This is a genomic window from Ochrobactrum sp. EDr1-4, from assembly GCF_049199085.1.
GTDB lineage: Bacteria > Pseudomonadota > Alphaproteobacteria > Rhizobiales > Rhizobiaceae > Brucella.
Map to the genome: position 1 here is coordinate 413,276 of NZ_JBLZOF010000002.1, position 22,866 is coordinate 436,141.

A 22,866-nucleotide genomic window follows, 5' to 3' on the forward strand; every position below is an offset into this window, starting at 1 on the left:
TTCGTGACCCACAAGGGTTTGATGAATAGGGGTTTGAATAGGCAGCAAATCCTTTTTCGGGATGACAAGGCGGGCCGCGATGTTTTATTCGCGGCTCCGTCTTCGATTATCCGTGCCGATACGCCAGATACGTTCGAAGCGGCATGGGAGGCCATGCAACGCGCCCACGAAGCGGGCAAGTGGCTTGCAGGCTATCTCTCGTATGAAGCGGGCTATCTGCTTGAACACAAACTGAAAGAGCTCCTACCGGAAGGTCGCAAAGCACCGCTTTTATGCTTTGGTGTCTTCGATGGCCCATCAGATGAAGCCTTGCACTCGCGCAGCGATGACAACATCACGTACTTACGTGAACCGATCGCCCAGTGGTCGCTTGAGGATTACCAGCCGAAGTTTGCACGCCTTCACCAGCATTTGCGCGAAGGCGATTGCTATCAGGGCAATCTGACATTTCCGGTTCATGCTGAATGGGACGGCGATCCACTCGTGCTGTTCAACACGCTCGCAAAGCGTCAGCCTGTCCGCTATGCGACCTATTGCGATCTCGGTGGCCCGATCATCTTGTCGCGTTCGCCGGAACTTTTCTTTGAAGTGGATAGCGAAGGTTATATCGAAACACATCCAATGAAGGGCACCATGCCGCGCGGTGCCACCCCTTTTGAGGATGAGGCGAACCGCCAGTTCCTGATGAACGACCCTAAGAATCAGGCGGAAAACCGCATGATTGTCGATCTGTTACGTAATGATATTTCATTGATCAGCGAAGTCGGATCGCTTGATGTGCCTGAAATTTTCCGGGTCGAAACCTATCCAACCGTGCATCAAATGATCAGCCGTGTGCGCGCAAAACTGAAGCCGAACCTCAGCTTGCATTCTCTTTTTAAGGCGCTCTTTCCCTGCGGCTCCATCACCGGCGCGCCGAAAATCAGCGCGATGGAAATTCTGCGCAAACTGGAAAGCGTCCCGCGCGACATCTATTGCGGCTCACTGGGCTGGATAGAACCGAGCGGACGCATGCGGTTCAATGTTGCCATTCGCACGCTCTCGCTTCTTGAGCAAAATCGTGCAATTTTCAATGTCGGGGGCGGCGTGGTTTTCGATTCCACAGCGCAAGCGGAGTATGAGGAATGTCTTCTGAAAGCACGGTTCGCAACGGGACAGCGACCAGCGATGCGGAACCAGACTATCAGCTGATCGAGACAATGCGCTGGGAGCCGCTTTCTGGCATTTTGCGTTTTGATCTCCATATGGCGCGACTGGAAAATTCAGCACGCGAACTCGGTTTCCATTACAATATGGAAACAGTCCATCAGAAAATTTCCGAAATTAGTGTAGGTGAAAACCCTCTCAAACTCCGGCTAACCTTAGCCCCTGATGGGTTGATCACAATAACCGCCGCGCCCTACGAACCGCTATTGGCTCAAACTGTGTGGCGCATCGCGTTGGCTGAAACGCGTCTCAACCACGACGATGCGTTGCTCCGCCACAAGACGACTCGACGCCGAGTCTATATTTCTGCCCGTGAAGAATATTCGCCAGCGGAAGTGGACGAAGTCATTCTCCTTAATGATCGTGGAGAAATCTGCGAAGGCACCATCACATCGATTTTCCTCGATATTGGCGGCAGCACCTGTGTCACCCCTGCCCTCTCATGTGGTCTGCTCGACGGTGTTCTACGACGCGAACTTCTGAACAATAACGTCGTTCAGGAGGGCGTTGTGACGGTGGACGATCTCACCCGCGCACGCAACATTCTTGTCGGCAATTCATTGCGCGGAATGATCCGGGCTCAGCTGGTTACCATATAAATTCGTTAAACACGTTTGCTGTCATAGGCTTGTGACGTTTCTTTCTTTCTATGAACCTGTGCTATCGTAGCAAAATAAGTAATTCCGCATCCCGGAAATACCAAGCGCTGCATCCTTGCGGCAGGAGAGAGAAAGAAAATGGCGAAAGCGAAATGGCCAGTCTATGGCGAAATTACCGGCTCTGTTATTATGATCGGCTTCGGCTCGATCGGGCGCGGTACCCTGCCACTGATCGAACGCCATTTCAAATTCGACAAGTCCCGTCTGGTCGTCATCGATCCATCTGAGAAGAACCGCAAGATACTGGATGACAAGGGTATCCGCTTCATCAAGGAAGCGATCACAAAAGACAATTACAAGAAGGTTCTTGGGCCTCTGATCAAGGAAGGCGAAGGCCAACCGTTCATCGTCAATCTGTCCGTCGACACTGGTTCGCTCGACCTGATGCGCTACAGCCGTGAAGAAGGCGCGCTCTATATCGATACGGTTGTCGAGCCATGGCTGGGCTTCTATTTTGATGAAAAGGCAGACAATGCCGCGCGCACAAATTATGCACTGCGTGAAACGGTATGCGCTGAAAAGAAAAAACATCCGGGCGGCCCTACCGCTGTTTCCTGCTGCGGCGCAAATCCCGGCATGGTGTCGTGGTTTGTAAAAAAGGCGCTGATTGATCTCGCAACCGAACTCAAATTAGAATTTGAAGAGCCTGTCACCGATGACCGTCAGGGCTGGGCAAAGCTCATGAAGAAGGTCGGCGTGAAAGGTGTTCACATCGCCGAACGCGATACACAGCGCGCCAAAGAACCAAAGCCCTTTGATACGTTCTGGAACACATGGTCGGTCGAAGGTTTTATTTCTGAAGGCTTGCAGCCTGCCGAGCTTGGCTGGGGCACCCACGAAAACTGGAAACCGAAGAATGCCCGCAAACAGAAAAAGGGCAACAAGGCTGCGATCTTTCTTGAACAGCCTGGCGGCAACACGCGCATTCGCACATGGTGCCCGACCCACGGCGCACAATATGGCCTGCTTGTAACCCACAATGAAGCAATTTCGATTGCCGACTTCTTCACTGTGCGAAGCAAGAAGGGTAAGCTGGAATACCGCCCGACTTGTAACTATGCCTATCACCCAAGTAATGTCGCCATTCTCTCGCTTGATGAAATGTTTGGCGGTAGCGGACGTGCGCAGACGGTCCAGCATGTTCTCGAAGAAGACGAAATTCTCGACGGCTCGGATGAGCTGGGCGTTCTGCTCTATGGTCACGAAAAAAACGCCTATTGGTATGGCTCGCAGCTCAGCGTCGAAGAAGCCCGCAAGCTGGCACCTTATCAGAACGCAACGGGCTTGCAGGTGTCTTCCTCGGTACTTGCTGGCATGGTGTGGGCGCTTGAAAACCCGCAAAGCGGCATCGTTGAAACCGACGAAATGGATTATCGCCGCTGCCTCGAAGTGCAGCTGCCTTATCTCGGCCCCGTCAAAGGATATTATACCGATTGGAGCCCGCTTGAAGGCCGTGGCGTGTTGTTTGAAGAAGACATTGATACCAAAGACCCATGGCAGTTCCGAAACATTCTGGTTCGTTAAATTGCACGTGATTGCCCGGCCTTTGCCGGGCAATCACCATTGCGGCACTTGAGCAACAATCTCATAATACTCTTCAACAGGGCTTGTATTCGTGTAAATTTCCATACATCACACGCTAAACACTCTTACGGAGAAAATGGACATGAAACGCTTCCGCATCATCGGCTCTACGGCAATCGTATCGCTCGCGCTTGCAGGTTGTGTGGCAACCGGCCCCGGCGGTGGTGGCAATGTCCCTGTCGTCAATCGTGCACCCTCTGGCATTGATGGTCGTTGGGCTGATCCAAACGGCATCGTCTCGTCGTTCAATGGTGGCATCTTCGAAACGCGCTCGACCGACACCAATGAAAAGTTGGCCGAAGGCAACTATCGTTACCAGTCGCCACAGCTCGTTGAGATCGACATGCGTTCAATCGTGCGCGGAACATCTTCGCGCGTGAATTGCGCACTCGTTTCGCAGAACCAGCTTAACTGCACATCATCGGCAGGCTCGCGCTTCTCGCTGACGCGCCGCGCTTAAAATCTATCTGCATGATAGTTTAACGGCATACGCTTTCTGCGTGTGCCGTTTTTTCATGCGTTCCTGTCCCAAATAACTGACAATTCAACGGCCTTTGGCATTGTTAGGATTGTAATTTGCCTTTTTTTCTCTAGTTTTCCGGCAAAGCAGGAGTCGGAAAATGAGTGAGACAGATAAAGTGATCGCCACGCCAGCCAGCCATGCTGTCAAACAGCCAAAAGTTGGTGTGTTGCTGGTCAATCTCGGGACGCCAGATGGCACGAGCTATGCTCCGATGCGGCGCTATCTCGCTGAGTTCCTTTCTGACCGTCGGGTAATCGAATGGTCGCGTCTTTTCTGGTATCCGATCCTTTATGGTATCGTGCTGACTGTACGCCCAAAGCGTTCAGGCAAGCTCTATGACCGCATCTGGAACCATGAGAAAAACGAATCTCCTCTGCGCACCTATACCCGCGCTCAGGGTGAAAAGCTTGCAGTCGCCCTCAAAGACGAGGCGAACGTCATCGTTGATTGGGCCATGCGCTATGGACAACCTTCGATTGAACACGTGACGGATCGGTTGTTGAAACAGGGCTGCGAACGCATCGTCATGTTCCCGCTCTATCCGCAATATTCAGCCACCACGACTGCGACGGTGAACGATAAGTTCTTTGAAGTTCTGATGAAAAAGCGCTTCATGCCAGCGGTGCGCACGATCCCGTCCTATGAAGTCGAGCCGGTCTATATTGAAGCGCTTGCTCAATCTATTGAGAAGCATCTGGCAACGCTCGATTTCAAGCCGGAAGTCATCCTTGCCTCCTATCACGGAATTCCAAAAAGCTATTCCGACAAAGGCGATCCTTATCGTTCGCAATGCCTTGAAACATCACGGCTTTTGCGCGCTCGACTTGGAATGGATGAAAAACAGTTCCGCTCAACTTTCCAGTCACGTTTCGGACCGGAAGAGTGGCTCCAGCCTTACACCGACGAAACCCTTGTGGAACTGGCCAAGCAGGGCGTAAAATCCGTTGCAGTGCTCAATCCCGGCTTTGTGGTGGATTGCTTGGAAACAGTTGATGAAATCGGCCACGAAGCGGCGGAAGAATTTCATGAGGCTGGCGGCGTAAACTTCAGCCACATACCGTGCCTCAACGATAGCGAAGAAGGCATGAAAGTCATCGAGACACTCGTCCGTCGCGAGTTGCAGGGTTGGGTTTAATTTAGAGGGTTTGGATAATGACTGGTTTTGACATCACGCTGCTGATTTTAGCTGCACTCGTACTTATTACGCTTTTTGCAGGCATAAAGACCGTGCCGCAGGGTTACAATTATACCGTTGAGCGTTTTGGCCGCTACACACGCACGCTGATGCCGGGCCTTAATCTCATTGTGCCATTCTTCGACCGAATCGGCGCACGCCTCAATATGATGGAACAGGTGCTCGATGTTCCGACGCAGGAAGTTATTACCCGCGATAATGCGATTGTCGGCGTAGATGGCGTCGCTTTTTATCAGGTGTTGAACGCCGCACAGGCCGCTTATCAGGTTTCAAACCTGCAATATGCAATCCTCAATCTCACCATGACAAATATCCGTTCTGTCATGGGTTCAATGGATTTGGACGAACTGCTTTCCAACCGCGATGCGATCAATGATCGCCTGCTGCGCGTTGTCGATGAAGCAGCTCACCCGTGGGGTCTTAAGATGACCCGCGTGGAAATCAAAGACATCAATCCACCAGCCGACATTATCAGCTCGATGGGCCGTCAGATGAAGGCCGAACGTGACAAGCGTGCGCAGGTTCTCGAAGCTGAAGGCGACCGCAACGCGCAAATTTTGCGTGCTGAAGGTCAGAAGCAGTCACAGATTCTCGAAGCTGAGGGCAAGCTCGAAGCCGCAAAACGTGAAGCTGAAGCACGTGAACGTCTTGCAGAAGCTGAAGCTAAGGCAACGACACTGGTTTCCGATGCTGTTTCGAGCGGGAATGTTCAGGCACTGAACTACTTCATTGCACAGAAATATACTGAAGCACTCGGCAATATCGCAAGCGCTAAGAACCAGAAAGTGGTTCTAATGCCGCTTGAAGCAAGCTCGCTAATCGGCTCGCTGGCTGGCATTGGCGCGATTGCAAAAGAAGTGTTTGGAGATAGCAGTCACCCCGTTGATCCGGCGCCAACTGCACCTGCACCGCGCTCTCGCAGTGTTCCAACGACCCGCAGCTAAGACAGGATTAACGCCATGATTATTCATTTCCTGTCACAACTTGGGCTCTGGGGTTGGTTCGTTCTCGGCCTCGTCCTGCTCATTTTGGAAATTATGGCACCCGGCATTTTCTTAATCTGGTTTGGACTTGCTGCTCTTGTGACAGGCGGCATTTCCTTCCTGCTTGGCTCACTTGCAGGTTTTGGCTGGCAATTGCAAATTGTTCTGTTTCTAGTGCTTTCCGTAATCTTCGTGCTGGCAGGCCGTCGTGTTTTCGGCTCCAGCGATCGTCAGGATGAACCATTACTCAATCGGCGTGGCGATCAGCTTGTTGGTCAACGTGCGACGCTCGCAGAACCAATCGTCAATGGCCGGGGACGTATCCGCATCAACGACACGACATGGCGCATTAAAGGTCCGGACCTACCGGCTGGTACCGAAGTGCATATTGTTTCATTTGACGCGATTACGCTTGAGATGGAGGTGGCTGTGTAAACAGCCACCTTCCTTAGACGCGCATCTTTGTCCGAAAACCGCTTCACACTTTTCGGGATGCGCTCTAGATTAAGCGACGCCAATTCGCAGCAGATCGTGGAAGTGAACCAAACCAATCGGGCGATTGTTTTCAGCAACAATCAACGCGCCGATATGCTTCTCGTTGATAAGGCTAAGCGCTGCACTGGCCAGCAAATTCTGCTCAACTGTTTTGGGCTTTCGGGTCATAATATCATCGACCGCAAGCTCTGAGAGATTGCGGGCCAGATTCCGTGAAATATCACCGTCAGTGATAATACCCGCCAGCTGCCCATCCTGTTCCACAACAATCACACAGCCGAAACTTTTCTGTGCCTGCACCTTCATGGCTTCCGGCATCAATGTACCAACTGTGACCAGCGGCAGTCGATCCCCCTTGTGCATGATCTCGCGAACATGAACAAGGCTCGCACCAAGCGAACCGCCTGGATGAAAGGTTTTAAAATCTGTTGGGCTGAAACCGCGTGCTTCGAGAAGTGCGATAGCCAGCGCATCGCCGATGGCCAACTGCATCATTGTTGATGTTGTTGGTGCGAGGCCATGCGGACAAGCTTCCTGCACTTTTGGCAGCAGCAACGCGACATTGGCTGCACGTCCTAGTGCTGAATCCTCACCCGCAGTAATCGCAATCAGCGGAATGCGGAAGCGCTGGGAATAATTGACGATGCCTTTGAGTTCCGCCGTTTCACCCGACCATGACATTGCGAGAATAACATCATCTGTGCCGATCATACCAAGATCGCCATGATTGGCTTCCGCCGAATGCACGAAGAAAGCCGAGGTGCCAGTGGAAGCAAAAGTCGCAGCAAGCTTGGCACCAATATGGCCGCTTTTACCAACGCCGGTGACAACCAGACGGCCTTTAGAACCGACTATCGTCTTCACTGCTTCCGCAAAAGGCGCAGACAGGCCATTGTTCAGCGCATCTTCGAGCGCTAAGAGCCCCGCATTTTCGGTCCGGATGGTGCGTAGAGCCGAGGCAATTGAAGCCGCTTCATGTGTGGTGTCGAGCTTTGTCATGCCGCAAGGGTTAGCGCCTTAAAGCAATGTTGTCCAAGCATTTGTTGCCGCACAATCAACACCTCAAAAAGCTAAAAATAAATAAAGAATTAACCATGTCCGTTTACCGTTCATCTACCACGTTGCAACGGTTTGAAGACAATATGTTTTTTGCCAAATCCACTTCTGGCGGATCGTCGCCTTTTGTCCTCAGGCTGCGATGCCTGTTGCTGGCGAGTTGTGCTTTGGCAATTGTTAGCTCTGCCGCCTTTTCGAAGGAAGTGACACTGCGCGGCACTCTTGATGACGATACGCTGCCCGCCTCATCATCTGCGGACCAACCCACAAATCGCGATGCCGATGCATTCGATCCGAATGCGCCCGCTACAAACGAATTTGTTGACGATTCTTACACACCCCCGAGCGAGACACAGCCTGCAGAGACAACACAGGTTGCACCCATTAATGATGAAGAACCGCGGCGCTTCCTTACAACCGACAATATGCCGGTGAGTGCTGTGACAATCGAAGAGCAAGATACAACGGGCCGTGCACGTCGTGAAAACTTACCTGCTATCCCTGAACAAGGCCGCCGCCTGACAGCTGAGGCGGATCCTTTCGCGCCGCTTGGCATTCGCACAGGCAACTTCGTCCTTCGCCCATCACTTGAGCAGGGCATTAGCGCCACGACCAACGGCGATAACAGTTCTACTGGTTCGAGCGCGGTGCTGTCTGAAACGACGCTGCGGCTTAAGGCAGAATCCGATTGGGCGCGCCATCAGGCAACGCTTGACGCATCCGGCACACTGAGCAAATCTATCTCCGGGCAGGACGTGTCAGAACCTCGCGTCGATGTTCAGGGCAATCTGCGTTTTGATTTGAGCGGCCAGACAACCGTGAATGCGGGCGCGGGCTATAAGCTGCGCCGCGAAAGCGCATCAAGCCCCAACGGCGTAACGGATGCTTTGAAGCGACCTCTCGTTCATACGGCTAATGGTAGCCTTGGCATTGAACGCGATACAGGCCTTATATTTGGTCGAGCCACAGGTCGTATTGAGCATGACAGCTACGGCGATGCAGAACTGTCTTCCGGCGGAACAGTCAGCCAGAAAGATCGTGATAACACTTATGCCAGCGTAACTTTGCGCGGTGGTTTTGCGATTTCACCAGCACTCAAGCCGTTTGTCGAAGCTGAATTGGGCAAACGCATGTTCGATGAACGCGTGGACAGCAACGGTTATGAGCGCAGCGGCTCACAATATGCTGTGCGTGCAGGTTTGATGTTTGATCGCGGCGAGAAATTTAACGGCGAATTCTCGGCTGGCTTCATGCGCGCCAACAGCGACGATGCCCGCCTCGCAGATGTCAGCGGACCCTCGCTTGCGGCAGCCATCAACTGGTCGCCATTGCGCGGAACTGACGTGCAGCTTTATGCACGCACTATGGTGGACACCTCAACAACTCCGGGTGTCGCAGGTGCGCTGCTGCACTTTGCGAGCCTTGAAGTTACGCGGCGCGTTCGCTCCGATCTAAGTTTTAACGGCAAGCTCGACCTCAATGTCCGTGATAACAAGGACGGCACTGGTACGGATTACACCATCGGTGCACAGATTGGCGCGACGTATTGGATCAACCGCTTTGTCGGTATTGATGCGCGACTACGTCATGAATTTCAGACGAGCCAGATTTCTTATCGCGAGTACCACGCCAACAGCATTTATGTTGGCATGAAGGTCCAGCGCTAAAGGCTTTCAATCAAATACACAAAAGCCCACCTTCATTGCTGAAAGCGGGCTTGTGATTGTTAGATAAGCTAACTTATGCCGTTTTGATCGTCTTCAGCAATTCGGCAATTGAAACTTCAACTGTTGGACGGATATCTTTGCGCCAAAGAGCGAAAGCTACGTTGGCTTCGATAAAGCCTGACTTCGAACCGCAGTCAAATGTCCGACCATGATAATCAAAGCCATAGAATTTCTGTTGATCAGCGAGTTTTAACATCGCATCGGTCAACTGGATTTCGTTGCCAGCGCCTTTTTCCTGCTTACTTAGTAGTTCAAAGATATCTGGCTGAAGAATATAGCGGCCATTGATGTAGAGGTTGGAAGGTGCAGTGCCCTTGGCTGGCTTTTCAACCATCTGGTTGATCTCAAAGCCGTTACCGATAGCAGTACCCTTGCCCACGATGCCATATTTATGGGCTTCTTCAGGATCGCATTCCTGCACGGCAATCACGTTGCCGCCGGTCTGCTCATACAGCTCGACCATTTCCTTGAGACAGCCCTTCTTCGATTGCATCACCATATCTGGCAGAAGCAGTGCAAAAGGCTCATCGCCGACCAGCTCGCGCGCGCACCAGACCGCATGGCCAAGGCCGAGCGGAACCTGCTGACGGGTAAAGCTCGTGGTGCCGGGCTGCGGCTGCAATTCTTGCAAATGCTCAAGCTCAGCCTTTTTGCCGCGCTCAGCAAGCGTCGCATAAAGCTCAACCTGTGCATCGAAATAATCTTCGATCACAGCCTTGTTGCGTCCAGTGACGAAAATCAGATGTTCGATGCCGGCTTCACGAGCCTCATCCACGACATACTGGATAACTGGCTTGTCAACGACGGTAAGCATTTCCTTGGGGATCGACTTGGTCGCGGGTAGAAAACGGGTACCAAGACCTGCGACAGGAAAAACTGCCTTGCGGATTTTACGGATCGAACTCATTCGTCTCCTCGACTTTTTCACTAATGCTGCTGTATTATTAAAGCATTGAAACCACTGCATTTCAAATAGGGCGTTTTGATTAAGGAAAGACGAAATTATATCGCTTTCTTCATCACATTCGGTGACTTTACCTTAATCTTACTTGATTCAAAAATTCTGTAAAATTTCTCGCAATTTTTCAGGCAATCTCGCCATGGTAAACCAAATGCTAACCTGAAGCCTGTAATTTAATGCTTCATAAGGGTCGGCCCCAAATTCAACACTGGATAGTATTAAAGACTTGATGCAATCTAACTGAACTAGGCTCGGCATGAAAGGCAACTCGCCGTTTGAAGCGGCAAAACATGATTGCAGAAGGGAAACACAGAATGCTGCGATTTCCATTCACTCTGGGACGAGGAATGCGCGCCAAGATTACAGCGACCGTTGCGGTGGCAATGCTCGCATCTGGCCTGTCTACCGGCGCCGCTTTTGCCGATGCCAATTTTAGAAAATGGGTGTCCAGTTTCCGCACGACAGCCATTCAGAATGGCGTATCACCGTCGACATTCGACCGCGCGTTCCGCGGCGTCGATTCTCCAGACCCCGAAGTTTTGCGCAAAGCACGTGTTCAGCCCGAATTCAGCGAACCTGTCTGGAACTACATTGATAACCGCGTGAATGAGCACTCCGTGGCCATCGGCCAGAGCATGGCGAAAAAATGGGGCCCGTGGCTCCAGCGCATCGAACAGCGTTTCTCGGTTGATCGCAATATCCTGCTTGCAATCTGGTCGATGGAAAGCAATTACGGCGAGATTCTCAAGCGCGAAGACGTCATGATGGACACCATCCGCTCGCTTGCGACCCTTGCCTATGCCGATCAGCGCCGCGCCAAATTTGGCCGCACGCAGTTGATTGCTGCGATGAAAATTCTCCAGACCGGCGACATTGATCGCGGACATCTGACTGGTTCGTGGGCGGGTGCAATGGGGCATACCCAGTTCATTCCAACCAGCTATCAGGCCTATGCGGTTGATATGGATGGCAACGGCAAGCGCGACATCTGGAATTCGGTTCCTGATGCGCTTGGAACTGCTGCAAACCTGCTGCATCGCAATGGCTGGCAGCCCGGCCGCACATGGGGCTATGAGGTCGTGCTTCCGGCCGGCCGTAAATTCCCTTCCGGCTCGCTTTCAGCCGCCGAATGGCAGAAGCTCGGTGTGGTTCGCGCTAACGGGCGTCCATTCCCGGATGCCAATGAAAAAGTCACACTTAAAGTGATGGATGGTCGTGAAGGTCCAGCATTCTTGATGGCCAAGAACTTCTTCATGATCAAGCGCTACAACAATGCTGATAAATACGCTCTCGCAGTCGGATTGCTTGCAGATCGCATCGGCGGCTATCAAGGATTGCGTCAGGACTGGAACCGTCCGTTTACGCCGATCACAATGAATGAACGCGAAGAATTGCAGACGCATCTTAAAGCGCTCGGCTATTATGACGGCAAAATTGACGGCAAAATCGGCTCGACATCGCGCAAAGCGATTGAAGCTTTCCAACAGCGCAACGGCTTGCAGCAAGATGGGCACCCAAGCAAAGAAGTGCTGACGGTTCTCCGTCGCCGTTAAAAGCAATAAGAATAAACCCGGAGCGCGCATTTCATGTGCGCTCCTTTTTCTTTTTGGCAAAGGACATTACTATTCTAGGCGCAGGAGAGTGAGACCCATGCAGGCAGAACCATTCAAAAGTTCGATTGGCGGCGTTGTGGTGACCATGCTCATTGCCTGTGCGATAACGCTGGCTGCGTTGTCTTCAGCATCTGCACAGAACCGGCCACGCACAATTTTTGATATGCTGTTTGGGCCAAAGCAAACGCAACCACAGCCACAATATGAACAGCCAAAGCCTCAACGCACACGCCCTGCAAAACCAAAACGCACACCGAAAGCTGTAACGCCCGCAGCTCGTGCCGTTCCGGCGACGCCACCACAACCTGAAATCAACTTTGTTGAGAAAAAGCCAGACGCCAAAAAAATTCTCGTCGTCGGTGATTTTATCGGCAACGGCTTGGCGGAAGGGCTTGATGTTGCCTTTGCCGCGGATACGGACCTACGGATTGTCAGCCGCATCAATGGCTCTTCCGGCTTCGTCCGTGACGATCATTTTGATTGGCCTGCAAACATCGGCAAGATTCTCGAAGAGGAAAAGCCAGCTGCTGTCGTCGTCATGATTGGCTCAAACGACCGGCAAGCAATTACGATCAAGGGACAAAGCCTCGCGGCACGCTCCCCTGAATGGACGGCGGAATATCAGAGTCGCGTATCAAAATTCGCGAAAGAGATTACCGATAAGAATTATCCGCTGATCTGGGTCGGTCAGCCCCCATTCCGTCCTCGCGGCATGTCGCAGGATATGCTGGCACTGAACGAAATTTTCCGCACCACCTCCGAGAAGGCTGGGGCAAAGTTCGTCGATGTCTGGGATGGGTTTGTCGATGAAGAAGGCAATTTTAGCCAGACAGGCTTCGACATTAATGGTCAGACTGCACGTTTGCGCGGTAATGACGGCATCAACACGACGACAGCCGGTAAACGCAAACTCGCATTCTATGCAGAAAAGCCGCTAAAGACGCTGTTTGGTGGCAGCAAAGATAATGAGCAATTGCTGCCAACCGCTCAGACAAATGACCCGGAAAGGCCCGTAGATCGCATTGCGCCGGTTAGTCTGCGCGACGTTGATCGCGATAATAGCGGTGTTTTGCTGGGTGGCGTGATCGCGCCAAAGGGCAAAATCAATCGAACGCACAACAAAGGCAACGGTGTTTCATCTGGCCGTGCTGATGATTTTTCATGGCCCCAGAAAAGCGTAAATCCCTGAATATTAATAATATTTGCAAATATGCTTTCACATCTTGGGCGATAATACCGTGAAATATGCGGTATTTCTTCGCCTAAATGCTTATTTTCTTGTGGTTCACATTTGATATTTCCTCGTCTATCAGAAGGTCGCGCAGTCCAATAGGACGTTTCGCGCACGCGTCTGCATTGCATAAGAGGCATATGAATGAACATCGCATCAAAGCCTCCCGTTGAAAAAAAACGGGAGGAGGAACCCCATCTTGCACGCAATCTCACCAATCGACATCTCCAGCTGATCGCCATTGGCGGTGCGATTGGCACGGGCCTTTTCATGGGTTCGGGCAAGACAATCTCACTCGCCGGACCATCCATTCTGCTGGTCTATGCGATCATCGGCTTCATGCTGTTCTTCGTGATGCGCGCGCTGGGCGAAATTCTGCTGTCCAATCTCGAATATCGCTCTTTCGCTGATTTCGCGGGTGACTACCTCGGCCCTTGGGCGCAATTCTTTACAGGCTGGACCTATTGGCTCTGCTGGATTGTGACCGGCATTGCCGACGTTGTCGCCGTTTCCGGCTATATTTCGTTCTGGTATCCGGACCTCGCTTTGTGGATACCTGCACTCGGACTGATCGGCGTATTGCTCCTATTGAACCTGCCGAATGTTCGCAATTTCGGCGAAATAGAATTCTGGTTTGCGCTCATCAAAATCATAGCAATTGTCGCGCTCATTCTTGCTGGCGCTTACATGCTGATTACCGGCTTTGCTCTGCCAAACGGCACGCAAGCTTCGATTACGCACCTATGGGCCAATGGCGGGTTCTTCCCGAACGGTTTCTTCGGCTTTGTGGCTGGCTTCCAGATTGCAGTTTTTGCTTTCGTGGGTATTGAGCTGGTTGGTACGGCTGCTGCCGAAACAGAAAACCCGACCCGCAACCTGCCAAAGGCGATCAACTCGATCCCGATCCGCGTTGTGCTTTTCTATGTCGGTGCACTGTTCGTCATCATCACGGTTATCCCGTGGGATCAGGTTGACCCGGGTTCAAGCCCATTTGTCGCCATGTTCTCGCTGGCCGGTCTTGGTATTGCGGCCCATGTGGTTAACTTCGTTGTGCTGACCTCTGCAACATCGAGCGCCAACTCCGGCATCTACTCGACCTCGCGCATGATTTATGGTCTTGCCACTTCGCGTCTCGCACCGCAGACACTAGGCAAGCTAAACAGCCGCAAGGTGCCAGTAAATGCGCTGTTCTTCTCCTGCATCTTCCTGCTTGCAGGCGTTGTGCTGTTGTATGCAGGCGATAGCATCATTGAAGTGTTCACCATCGTTACAACGATATCGGCGCTTCTGTTTATCTTCATCTGGTCGATCATTCTTGCTTCTTACATTCAGTATCGCCGCAAACGTCCCGACCTGCATGAGCAGTCAACCTTTAAGCTGCCTGGTGGTCGCGCTTCCGTTGCCATGGTCTTTGCCTTCTTTGCCTTCATTCTTTGGGCACTGGCACAAGAACAAGACACAGCAGTTGCTCTGAAGATAACGCCCGTCTGGTTTGTTTTCTTAGGCATTGTCTATCTGGTAATTCGCAAGAAGCGCCAGCAAGGCTAACATAAAAGCAATAAAGCCCGGCTTATAGCCGGGCTTTATATTGAGACAAAGTACTAATTATCGAGGCAAAACCGACGATCCCATCAAGTCGGCGTCAATGGCGTGCGCTGCCTGACGGCCTTCACGAATGGCCCAAACAACCAGCGACTGACCGCGACGCACATCACCTGCTGCATAGAGCTTATCGACGGTTGTGCGGTAATCGCGCTCATTGGCCTTCACGGATGTTCCGCCCCGACGATCCGTTGCGATTTCGAGCTTATCGCTCATTTCCTTGAGCACAGAGTTTTCTGACGGGCCAAAGAAACCAATCGCGATGAAAGCCAGATCAGCCTTGATGAAGAACTCGGAGCCAGCAATCGGCTTGCGCTGATCATCAACCTGACAGCACTTCACATGGGTGAGCTTGCCGTCTTCGCCGATGAACTCAAGTGTTGCCACCTGAAATTCGCGGTTGGCACCTTCAGCCTGACTGGAAGACGTCCGCATCTTGGTTGCCCAATAAGGCCAGACGCTGAGCTTGTCTTCTCTTTCAGGCGGCTGCGGGCGAATATCGAGCTGCGTGACATTGACCGCGCCCTGACGGAAAGCCGTGCCCACGCAGTCAGAAGCCGTATCACCACCGCCGACAACGACGATGTGCTTGCCACCGGCAAGGATCGGCGCTTCGTGCCATGCAACTGATTCAATGTTTTCGCGGCCAACACGACGGTTCTGCTGCACGAGATAAGGCATGGCATCATGCACGCCTTCAAGGTCTGCACCCGGAATACCAGCTGGACGCGGCTTTTCCGAACCACCCGAATAAAGTACGGCATCGTAGGTATCGAGGAGACCACGCAGCGGCTTATCGACACCAATATTGACACCACACAGGAAACGAACGCCCTCGCCTTCCATCTGCGTAACGCGACGGTCGATCAGGTGCTTTTCCATCTTGAAGTCAGGAATACCATAACGCAGCAGACCGCCGGGGCGGCTTTCGCGTTCATAAACATCGACCATGTGACCAGCGCGTGCCAGCTGCTGTGCAGCAGCAAGACCGGCTGGGCCCGAACCAATAATCGCGACCGACTTGCCGGTTTTCTGTGCCGAAGGCTGCGGAACAATATAACCTAACTCGTAGGCCTTATCGCCCAGCGCCTGTTCAACGGTCTTGATTGCGACAGGTGTGTCTTCAAGATTGAGCGTACAAGCTTCTTCACAAGGCGCGGGGCAAACCCGACCCGTAAACTCCGGGAAGTTATTAGTCAGATGCAGGTTGCGGATCGCCTGATCCCAGTTGTTGTTATAAACGAGATCATTCCAATCCGGGATCTGATTGTTCACCGGGCAACCAGTGTCACCGTGACAGAACGGAATACCGCAATCCATGCAGCGTGCCGCCTGCTTCTGCACTTCACCATCCGTCATCGGCAGAGTGAATTCGCGGAAGTGACGAATGCGATCTGATGCTGGCTGGTACTTCGCTACCTGCCGGTCTATCTCGAGAAAACCTGTAACCTTACCCATTATTCTATGCTCCTATCACCGTGCCGTGCGCCATTTCAGGCGCACAAGCACCGCGTAATGATATTTATTTACTCAGCTGCGACACCGATCTGCATGCGCTCCATCTCTTCCAGAGCACGGCGATATTCGACCGGCATGACCTTCACGAATTTCGGGCGATAGCTTTCCCAATTGTCGAGAATGTCCTTGGCACGCGTAGAGCCGGTGTAATGCAGATGGTTGGCAATCAGCTGAACCAGACGTTCTTCGTCGTGACGCGTCATATTTGCCGATACATCCACACGGCCCTTGTGCATCAGATCGCCGCCGTGATGGTGCAGCTTTTCGAGGATGTCATCCTCTTCCGGCACCGGTTCCAGCTCGACCATCGCCATGTTGCAGCGCTGTGCGAAGTCACCGACTTCATCCAGCACGTAAGCGACACCGCCCGACATGCCGGCTGCAAAGTTCCGGCCCGTCTGACCGATAACGACAACCACGCCACCCGTCATATATTCGCAGCCGTGATCACCCACGCCTTCGACAACCGTGACAGCACCAGAGTTACGCACAGCGAAACGCTCGCCTGCCACACCGCGGAAATAGCACTCGCCTTCAAGCGCACCGTAAAGCACGGTATTGCCTGCGATGATCGAGTTTTCAGCCACAATACGCGTGTCTTCTGGCGGACGTATGACAATGCGGCCACCCGAAAGACCTTTGCCGATATAGTCGTTGCCATCGCCGATCAGCTCAAACGAGACACCGCGTGCAAGGAACGCACCAAAGGACTGGCCAGCCGTACCGCGTAGCGTAACGGCAATGGTGTCATCCGGTAAACCCTTGTGGCGGAAACGCTTGGCCACTTCGCCCGAAAGCATCGCACCTGCTGAGCGGTCGACGTTCTTGATGTCGACATTGATCTTCACCTGCGTCTTGTTTTCCAGCGCAGGCATGGCTTCAGCAATCAGCGTGCGATCCAGAACATCTTCAATCGGATGATGCTGACGCTCGGTCCAGAAGATTTCGTGCTTCTCGGCTTCCGGCTTGTAAAAGATACGGCTGAAATCGAGACCCTTCGACTTCCAATGATCAATCATGCTCTGCTTTTCGAGCAGCTGTGTTTCACCAATGATCTGCTCAAGCTTGGTGAAGCCCATGGCTGCCAGCAATGCGCGCACTTCTTCTGCCAGATAGAAGAAGAAGTTGATGACATGCTCAGGCGTACCCTTGAAGCGCTTGCGCAAAACCGGGTCCTGCGTGGCAACGCCAACAGGGCAGGTATTGAGATGGCACTTGCGCATCATGATGCAGCCAGCAGCGATCAGCGGAGCCGTCGAGAAACCGAACTCGTCGGCACCGAGAAGCGCACCGATGATCACGTCACGACCGGTCCGAAGACCGCCATCGACCTGCAATGCGATACGCGAACGAAGACCATTCAACACCAGCGTCTGGTGGGTTTCGGCAAGGCCGATTTCCCACGGCGAACCGGCATGCTTGAGCGAGGTGAGCGGCGACGCACCCGTGCCGCCATCATAGCCGGACACTGTGATGTGGTCAGCGCGTGCCTTGGCAACACCGGCCGCAACCGTACCGACACCCACTTCCGACACAAGCTTGACCGAAATATCAGCAGCCGGATTAACATTCTTCAAATCATAGATCAGCTGTGCCAGATCTTCGATCGAGTAAATGTCGTGATGCGGCGGAGGCGAAATGAGGCCAACGCCCGGCGTCGAGTGACGTGTCTTGGCGATGGTCGCATCAACTTTATGGCCCGGCAGCTGACCGCCTTCACCCGGCTTTGCACCCTGTGCAACCTTGATCTGGATAAGATCAGCATTGACCAGATATTCCGTCGTCACACCGAAGCGCCCCGATGCCACCTGCTTGATCGCAGAACGTTCAGGGTTTGGCTTGCCATCCGGCAGCGGATAAAAACGATCCGGCTCTTCACCGCCCTCACCCGTATTCGACTTGCCGCCAATAGCGTTCATCGCACGCGCAAGCGTGGTATGCGCTTCACGCGAGATCGAGCCAAACGACATGGCGCCCGTCGAGAAGCGCTTGACAATATCAACCGCCGATTCAACCTCATCGATTGCAACCGGCTTGCGGCCACTGGCTTCGGCAAAGCGAATATCAAACAGGCCACGAATAGTCTTTGCCTGCGCCGACTTTGCATCAAGCGTGTTTGTATATTCGGTGAACGTGTCCGGGTTCGACGTGCGAACGGCGTGCTGCAATTTCGCAATCGCATCCGGCGACCAGAGATGGGCTTCGCCGCGCATACGGTAAGCATATTCGCCACCGACTTCGAGTGAAGTCAAGAGAACCGGGTCATTGCCAAACGCATCGGTGTGACGACGCACAGTTTCTTCCGCGATTTCATCAAGACCAACGCCTTCAATGGTCGTTGCCGTGCCAAAAAAGAACTGATCAACAAAACGCGTCTGCAAGCCGACGGCATCAAAAATCTGCGCACCGCAATAGGACTGATAGGTCGAAATGCCCATCTTGGACATGACCTTAAGAATGCCCTTGCCAAGCGACTTGATGTAACGCTTGACCAGTTCGTCAGCATCCACTTCCGGCGGGAATTCACGACGGCGATGCATGTCGAGCAGCGTATCGAAGGCGAGATATGGGTTGATTGCTTCCGCACCATAACCAGCTAGACAAGCAAAGTGATGTACTTCGCGCGGCTCACCCGATTCAACAACCAGACCGACCGATGTGCGCTGCCCCTTGCGGATCAGGTGATGGTGGACGGCAGCCGTTGCCAGCAAAGCCGGGATCGGAATGCGATCCGGACCAACCTGACGATCCGATAGAATGACAATGTTATAACCGCCATGCACGGCAGCTTCCGCACGGTCGCACAAACGCTCAATCGCGCCATGCATACCAGCTGCACCCTCGCCGACATTATAGGTAATGTCGAGCGTCTTAGTATCAAAACGATCTTCCGTATGACCAATGGAGCGGATCTTTTCGAGATCGCCATTGGTCAGAATTGGCTGACGCACTTCCAAGCGCTTGCGGCGCGAGGTGCCAACAAGGTCAAAAATGTTTGGACGCGGTCCGATGAAGGAGACAAGGCTCATCACCAGCTCTTCGCGGATCGGATCAATCGGCGGGTTCGTAACCTGCGCGAAGTTCTGCTTGAAATAGGTGTAGAGCAGCTTCGACTTGTCGGACATCGCCGAAATCGGCGTATCCGTGCCCATCGAGCCAATGGCTTCCTGACCAGTCGTAGCCATTGGCGACATAAGAAGCTTGGTGTCTTCCTGACTGTAACCAAACGACTGCTGACGGTCGAGGAGGCTTACATCCTTACGCAGCGCGCGTGGCTCAACCGGGTTCAGGTCTTCCAGAATAAGCTGCGTGTTGGAAAGCCACTGCTTATAAGGATGCTTCTGCGCAATCTGCGACTTGATTTCCTCATCCGAAACGATGCGGCCTTCTTCCATATCGATGAGCAGCATACGTCCCGGCTGCAACCGCCACTTCTTGATGATTTTCTTTTCGTCAACCGGCAGAACACCGGCTTCAGAAGCCAGAATGACAAAATCATCGTCTGTCACGATATAACGTGCAGGGCGCAGACCATTACGATCAAGCGTCGCGCCAATCTGACGCCCATCGGTGAAGGCAACGGCTGCTGGGCCATCCCACGGCTCCATCAGGGCCGCATGATATTCGTAGAACGCACGGCGTTCGTCTGACATCAGCTTGTTGCCAGACCATGCTTCGGGGATCAACATCATCATCGCATGGGCTAGGCTGTAGCCGCCCTGATGAAGAAATTCGAGCGCATTATCAAAGCAGGCTGTGTCCGACTGGCCTTCGTAAGAAATCGGCCAAAGCTTGGAAATATCGTTCCCGAACAGTTCCGAATCCACCGACGCCTGACGGGCCGCCATCCAGTTGACATTGCCGCGCAGCGTGTTGATTTCGCCGTTATGCGCAACCATGCGATATGGATGCGCCAGTCGCCAAGATGGGAAAGTGTTGGTCGAAAAGCGCTGGTGAACGAGCGCAACAGCACTTTCAAAGCGCAGGTCTTTCAGATCGTTGTAATAAGCGCCAACCTGATAGGCCAGAAACATGCCCTTATAAACAACAGTGCGCGCCGACATGGAGACAATATAGAAGCCCTTATCGTCGCCGTCGTTTTCCTGATAAATGCGGTTCGAAATGACCTTGCGCAGCACGAACAGGCGACGTTCAAAATCATCGTCGCTCTCAATGGCAGCACTACGACCAATGAAAACCTGAACGTGAAACGGTTCGGTTGCAGCAATTTCGGGCGCCTTAGACAAGGACTCGTTATCAACCGGCACCTGACGGAAACCGATGAAAGTCTGGCCCTCAGCAGCAATGACTTCCTTGACAATTTCTTCAATATGCGCGCGCAATTCCGCATCGCGCGGCATAAAAAGATAGCCTACGGCATAATGACCCGGCTCTGGCAGATCGATGCCCTGGCGCGCCATTTCTTCGCGGAAAAAGCGATCTGGAATCTGTACCAGAATGCCCGCGCCATCACCCATCAAAGGGTCAGCGCCGACCGCACCACGATGGGTGAGGTTTTCGAGCATCTTCAGGCCGTTTTCGACAACCTGATGCGACTTCTGACCCTTCATATGCGCAATGAAGCCAACGCCGCAGGCGTCGCGTTCGTTGCGTGGATCATAGAGGCCTTGGGCGGGGGGCGTACCCGCCGAAGTTCGCGTTTTTCGGGTTGCATTGGTGGAATTGGTCGCAGCTTTGACCGTTCCGTTCTGACCGTTGTGTAAATCCACATGCGATACAGATGGCGTCAAATGCGGCATCGTCATTCCCTCCAATAAGCGCGCAACCCTGCGCGATACGATAATGAACCGAAACGGCTATTCGTTCCGAACTGTTTTAGTCGCGCATCTCATCCGAAAACCGCTTCGCACTTTTCGGGATGCGCTTTGTTTTATGTCTATGGAAAGCCTTATCGAAAAGGCGTTGGACGACGTTCCGTGGCCGATGGCATCGCCATCGAAAGGAATATTGCTTTCTCGCCTTCGTCTTTCAGGCTCGACAAGCGACCTCGGCCCGCATGGCGGCGCACCAAACTCCCCTGTCTGTTTTGAGCACCATATTCCGCCGGGTTGTTCCGATCCGCATGACGCTCTCTTTCTGCAACGCTGGAGGTCCTGAACAGAAAACCTGACAATTACAGTGAAGAATTGGACAGTAAGACTGAATTAGTCAGCATTGCTGTCCTAATAACGTATGGCAGAATTCAAATTCGGTCACAAGATGGAAACATGATTTTTCCGGGCTGATTGCGAAACAAAGTGTCGCACTAAGATGCTCAATCATTATTTAATTGCGTAAAGCGCCTGTTGCGTCAGTTTGGCGCGGCCAATGACACACATTGAAAGCTCCAAAAAGTGACAGACGCTGCCTGATTTTTAGCACTTGCAGGCCTTACACCTGTTACCAAGTCCGGTTATAGACGTTTCCATAAGGTCATACCGCCAGTGGAGAACACCGTGCATTTTGCTTCAGACAACTGGGCAGGCGCCCACCCAAAAATCGCTGAAAGCCTTTCCCTTCACGCCAACGGATTTGCTGCAGCCTATGGCGCGAGCGAAATCGACAAGCGCGTGGAGCAGCGTTTCAACGAATTGTTCGAGCGCGAAGTTGCGGTTTTCTTTGTCGGCACTGGCACAGCGGCCAACTCCTTGGCACTTGCGAGTGTGAACCGTCCCGGCGGCGTCTCGCTGGTGCATAGAGAAGCGCATGTGATCGAGGATGAGTGCGGCGCACCTGAATATTTTACCGGTGGCGCACGTCTTCATCCAATTGATGGTGCGATGGGTCGCATCGACCCTGAGCTTTTGAAGCGCGAACTCAAGCGTTTCAATCCGGCCTTCGTTCATGCCGGTCAGCCAATGGCTGTCAGCATCACGCAGGCAACGGAAGTCGGCACGCTGTACCAGCTGGAGCATATCTCGACCATTTCTGAAATCTGCCGCGGCGCAGGCCTGCCACTTCATATGGATGGCGCACGCTTTGCCAACGCTCTTGTTTCACTTGATATGACACCCGCAGAAATGACATGGAAGCAAGGCGTCGACATTGTTTCTTTTGGCGGCACCAAGAATGGCTGCTGGTGTGCAGAAGCGCTCGTCTTCATGGACCCTGCCCGCGCCAAGGATCTCCCGTTCATCCGCAAACGTGCGGCACAGCTTTTCTCAAAAACGCGTTTCATTGCAGCCCAGTTCGATGCATATCTCGAAGGTAATCTTTGGATCGAGTTGGCGAAGCATTCGAATGCGCTTTCCGCACGCCTTGCTCGTCACATTGATGCATCGAGCCAGATGCGGCTTGCATGGAAGCCGGAAGCCAATGAGGTTTTCGCAATTATGAAGCAGTCGGTTTATGATCGTCTGCGTGATGCAGGTGCGATCTTCTACGACTGGAACCCGCCGCACTCCGAAGTCAACCGCATCAGCGAAGGCGAAATTTTCGCGCGCTTCGTTACGAGCTTTGCCAATACAGAAGACGAAGTCGATCAGTTCGGCACGCTTATCGCCTGATATCTTT

The 22,866-nt window shown here is 52.9% G+C and carries 17 protein-coding genes; 13 read left to right on the forward strand and 4 right to left on the reverse strand.

Annotated elements, in window-relative coordinates:
• Window positions 1–21: 21 nt before the first annotated feature.
• From ACOZHT_RS08305 to ACOZHT_RS08335, 7 genes are all read left to right on the forward strand, one after another.
• Window positions 22–1,191 (forward strand): aminodeoxychorismate synthase component I, encoded by a 1,170-nt coding sequence (locus ACOZHT_RS08305; RefSeq protein ID WP_339509959.1) that lies wholly within the window; start codon window positions 22–24, stop codon window positions 1,189–1,191.
• Entirely contained in the window at window positions 1,125–1,805 is a 681-nt protein-coding gene (locus tag ACOZHT_RS08310) for an aminotransferase class IV family protein (RefSeq protein ID WP_339509961.1), read from the forward strand. Before ACOZHT_RS08305 ends, ACOZHT_RS08310 begins: the two co-directional genes overlap by 67 nt.
• Window positions 1,806–1,943: 138 nt before the next feature.
• Window positions 1,944–3,389, forward strand: coding sequence for a homospermidine synthase (locus tag ACOZHT_RS08315; RefSeq protein ID WP_339509962.1), 1,446 nt, complete (start codon window positions 1,944–1,946; stop codon window positions 3,387–3,389).
• 142 nt (window positions 3,390–3,531) lie between these two features.
• Entirely contained in the window at window positions 3,532–3,909 is a 378-nt protein-coding gene (gene omp10 / locus ACOZHT_RS08320) for an outer membrane lipoprotein Omp10 (RefSeq protein WP_339509963.1), read from the forward strand.
• Between the two features lie 160 nt (window positions 3,910–4,069).
• The gene (gene hemH, locus ACOZHT_RS08325) at window positions 4,070–5,107 is read left to right on the forward strand and encodes a ferrochelatase (protein WP_339509964.1); all 1,038 of its coding nucleotides are present in this window, start codon (window positions 4,070–4,072) and stop codon (window positions 5,105–5,107) included.
• Window positions 5,108–5,124: 17 nt separating this feature from the next.
• Entirely contained in the window at window positions 5,125–6,111 is a 987-nt protein-coding gene (locus ACOZHT_RS08330; protein ID WP_339509965.1) for an SPFH domain-containing protein, read from the forward strand.
• Window positions 6,112–6,126: 15 nt separating this feature from the next.
• A complete protein-coding gene (locus ACOZHT_RS08335; RefSeq protein WP_250042188.1) occupies window positions 6,127–6,585 on the forward strand; it encodes an NfeD family protein in 459 nt (152 codons plus the stop codon).
• Window positions 6,586–6,654: 69 nt separating this feature from the next.
• On the opposite strand, the gene ACOZHT_RS08340 is transcribed toward ACOZHT_RS08335, so the two are convergent.
• On the reverse strand, window positions 6,655–7,644 hold the full coding sequence (locus ACOZHT_RS08340; RefSeq protein WP_339509967.1) for a KpsF/GutQ family sugar-phosphate isomerase: 990 nt from the start codon (window positions 7,642–7,644) through the stop codon (window positions 6,655–6,657).
• A 143-nt stretch (window positions 7,645–7,787) separates the two neighbouring features.
• Between ACOZHT_RS08340 and ACOZHT_RS08345 the strand changes: the two genes are divergently transcribed.
• Window positions 7,788–9,368 (forward strand): outer membrane beta-barrel protein, encoded by a 1,581-nt coding sequence (locus ACOZHT_RS08345; RefSeq protein WP_339510333.1) that lies wholly within the window; start codon window positions 7,788–7,790, stop codon window positions 9,366–9,368.
• 73 nt (window positions 9,369–9,441) lie between these two features.
• On the opposite strand, the gene galU is transcribed toward ACOZHT_RS08345, so the two are convergent.
• Window positions 9,442–10,335, reverse strand: a complete 894-nt coding sequence (galU, locus tag ACOZHT_RS08350; protein WP_339509968.1) for a UTP--glucose-1-phosphate uridylyltransferase GalU — start codon at window positions 10,333–10,335, stop codon at window positions 9,442–9,444.
• A gap of 368 nt (window positions 10,336–10,703) precedes the next feature.
• Here galU and ACOZHT_RS08355 point away from each other — a divergent pair, with 368 nt between their 5' ends.
• From ACOZHT_RS08355 to ACOZHT_RS08365, 3 genes are all read left to right on the forward strand, one after another.
• Window positions 10,704–11,942, forward strand: coding sequence for a lytic murein transglycosylase (locus tag ACOZHT_RS08355; protein WP_339509969.1), 1,239 nt, complete (start codon window positions 10,704–10,706; stop codon window positions 11,940–11,942).
• A gap of 97 nt (window positions 11,943–12,039) precedes the next feature.
• Window positions 12,040–13,191: a DUF459 domain-containing protein gene (locus ACOZHT_RS08360; RefSeq protein ID WP_339509970.1), complete on the forward strand. Its 1,152-nt coding sequence runs from the start codon at window positions 12,040–12,042 to the stop codon at window positions 13,189–13,191.
• A gap of 186 nt (window positions 13,192–13,377) precedes the next feature.
• On the forward strand, window positions 13,378–14,781 hold the full coding sequence (locus ACOZHT_RS08365) for an amino acid permease (RefSeq protein ID WP_339509971.1): 1,404 nt from the start codon (window positions 13,378–13,380) through the stop codon (window positions 14,779–14,781).
• A gap of 57 nt (window positions 14,782–14,838) precedes the next feature.
• Here ACOZHT_RS08365 and ACOZHT_RS08370 read toward each other — a convergent pair whose 3' ends face one another.
• Both ACOZHT_RS08370 and gltB read right to left on the reverse strand, forming a co-directional pair.
• Complete coding sequence (locus ACOZHT_RS08370; protein ID WP_339509972.1) at window positions 14,839–16,293, reverse strand: glutamate synthase subunit beta; 1,455 nt, start codon at window positions 16,291–16,293, stop codon at window positions 14,839–14,841.
• A 68-nt stretch (window positions 16,294–16,361) separates the two neighbouring features.
• Window positions 16,362–21,113 carry a glutamate synthase large subunit gene (gene gltB / locus ACOZHT_RS08375; protein WP_339509973.1) on the reverse strand — a complete coding sequence of 1,584 codons (4,752 nt, stop codon included), beginning with the start codon at window positions 21,111–21,113 and terminating at the stop codon, window positions 16,362–16,364.
• Between the two features lie 133 nt (window positions 21,114–21,246).
• Here gltB and ACOZHT_RS08380 point away from each other — a divergent pair, with 133 nt between their 5' ends.
• On the forward strand, window positions 21,247–21,471 hold the full coding sequence (locus tag ACOZHT_RS08380; protein ID WP_339509974.1) for a hypothetical protein: 225 nt from the start codon (window positions 21,247–21,249) through the stop codon (window positions 21,469–21,471).
• 338 nt (window positions 21,472–21,809) lie between these two features.
• Window positions 21,810–22,859: a low specificity L-threonine aldolase gene (locus ACOZHT_RS08385; RefSeq protein WP_339509975.1), complete on the forward strand. Its 1,050-nt coding sequence runs from the start codon at window positions 21,810–21,812 to the stop codon at window positions 22,857–22,859.
• Window positions 22,860–22,866: the final 7 nt, after the last annotated feature.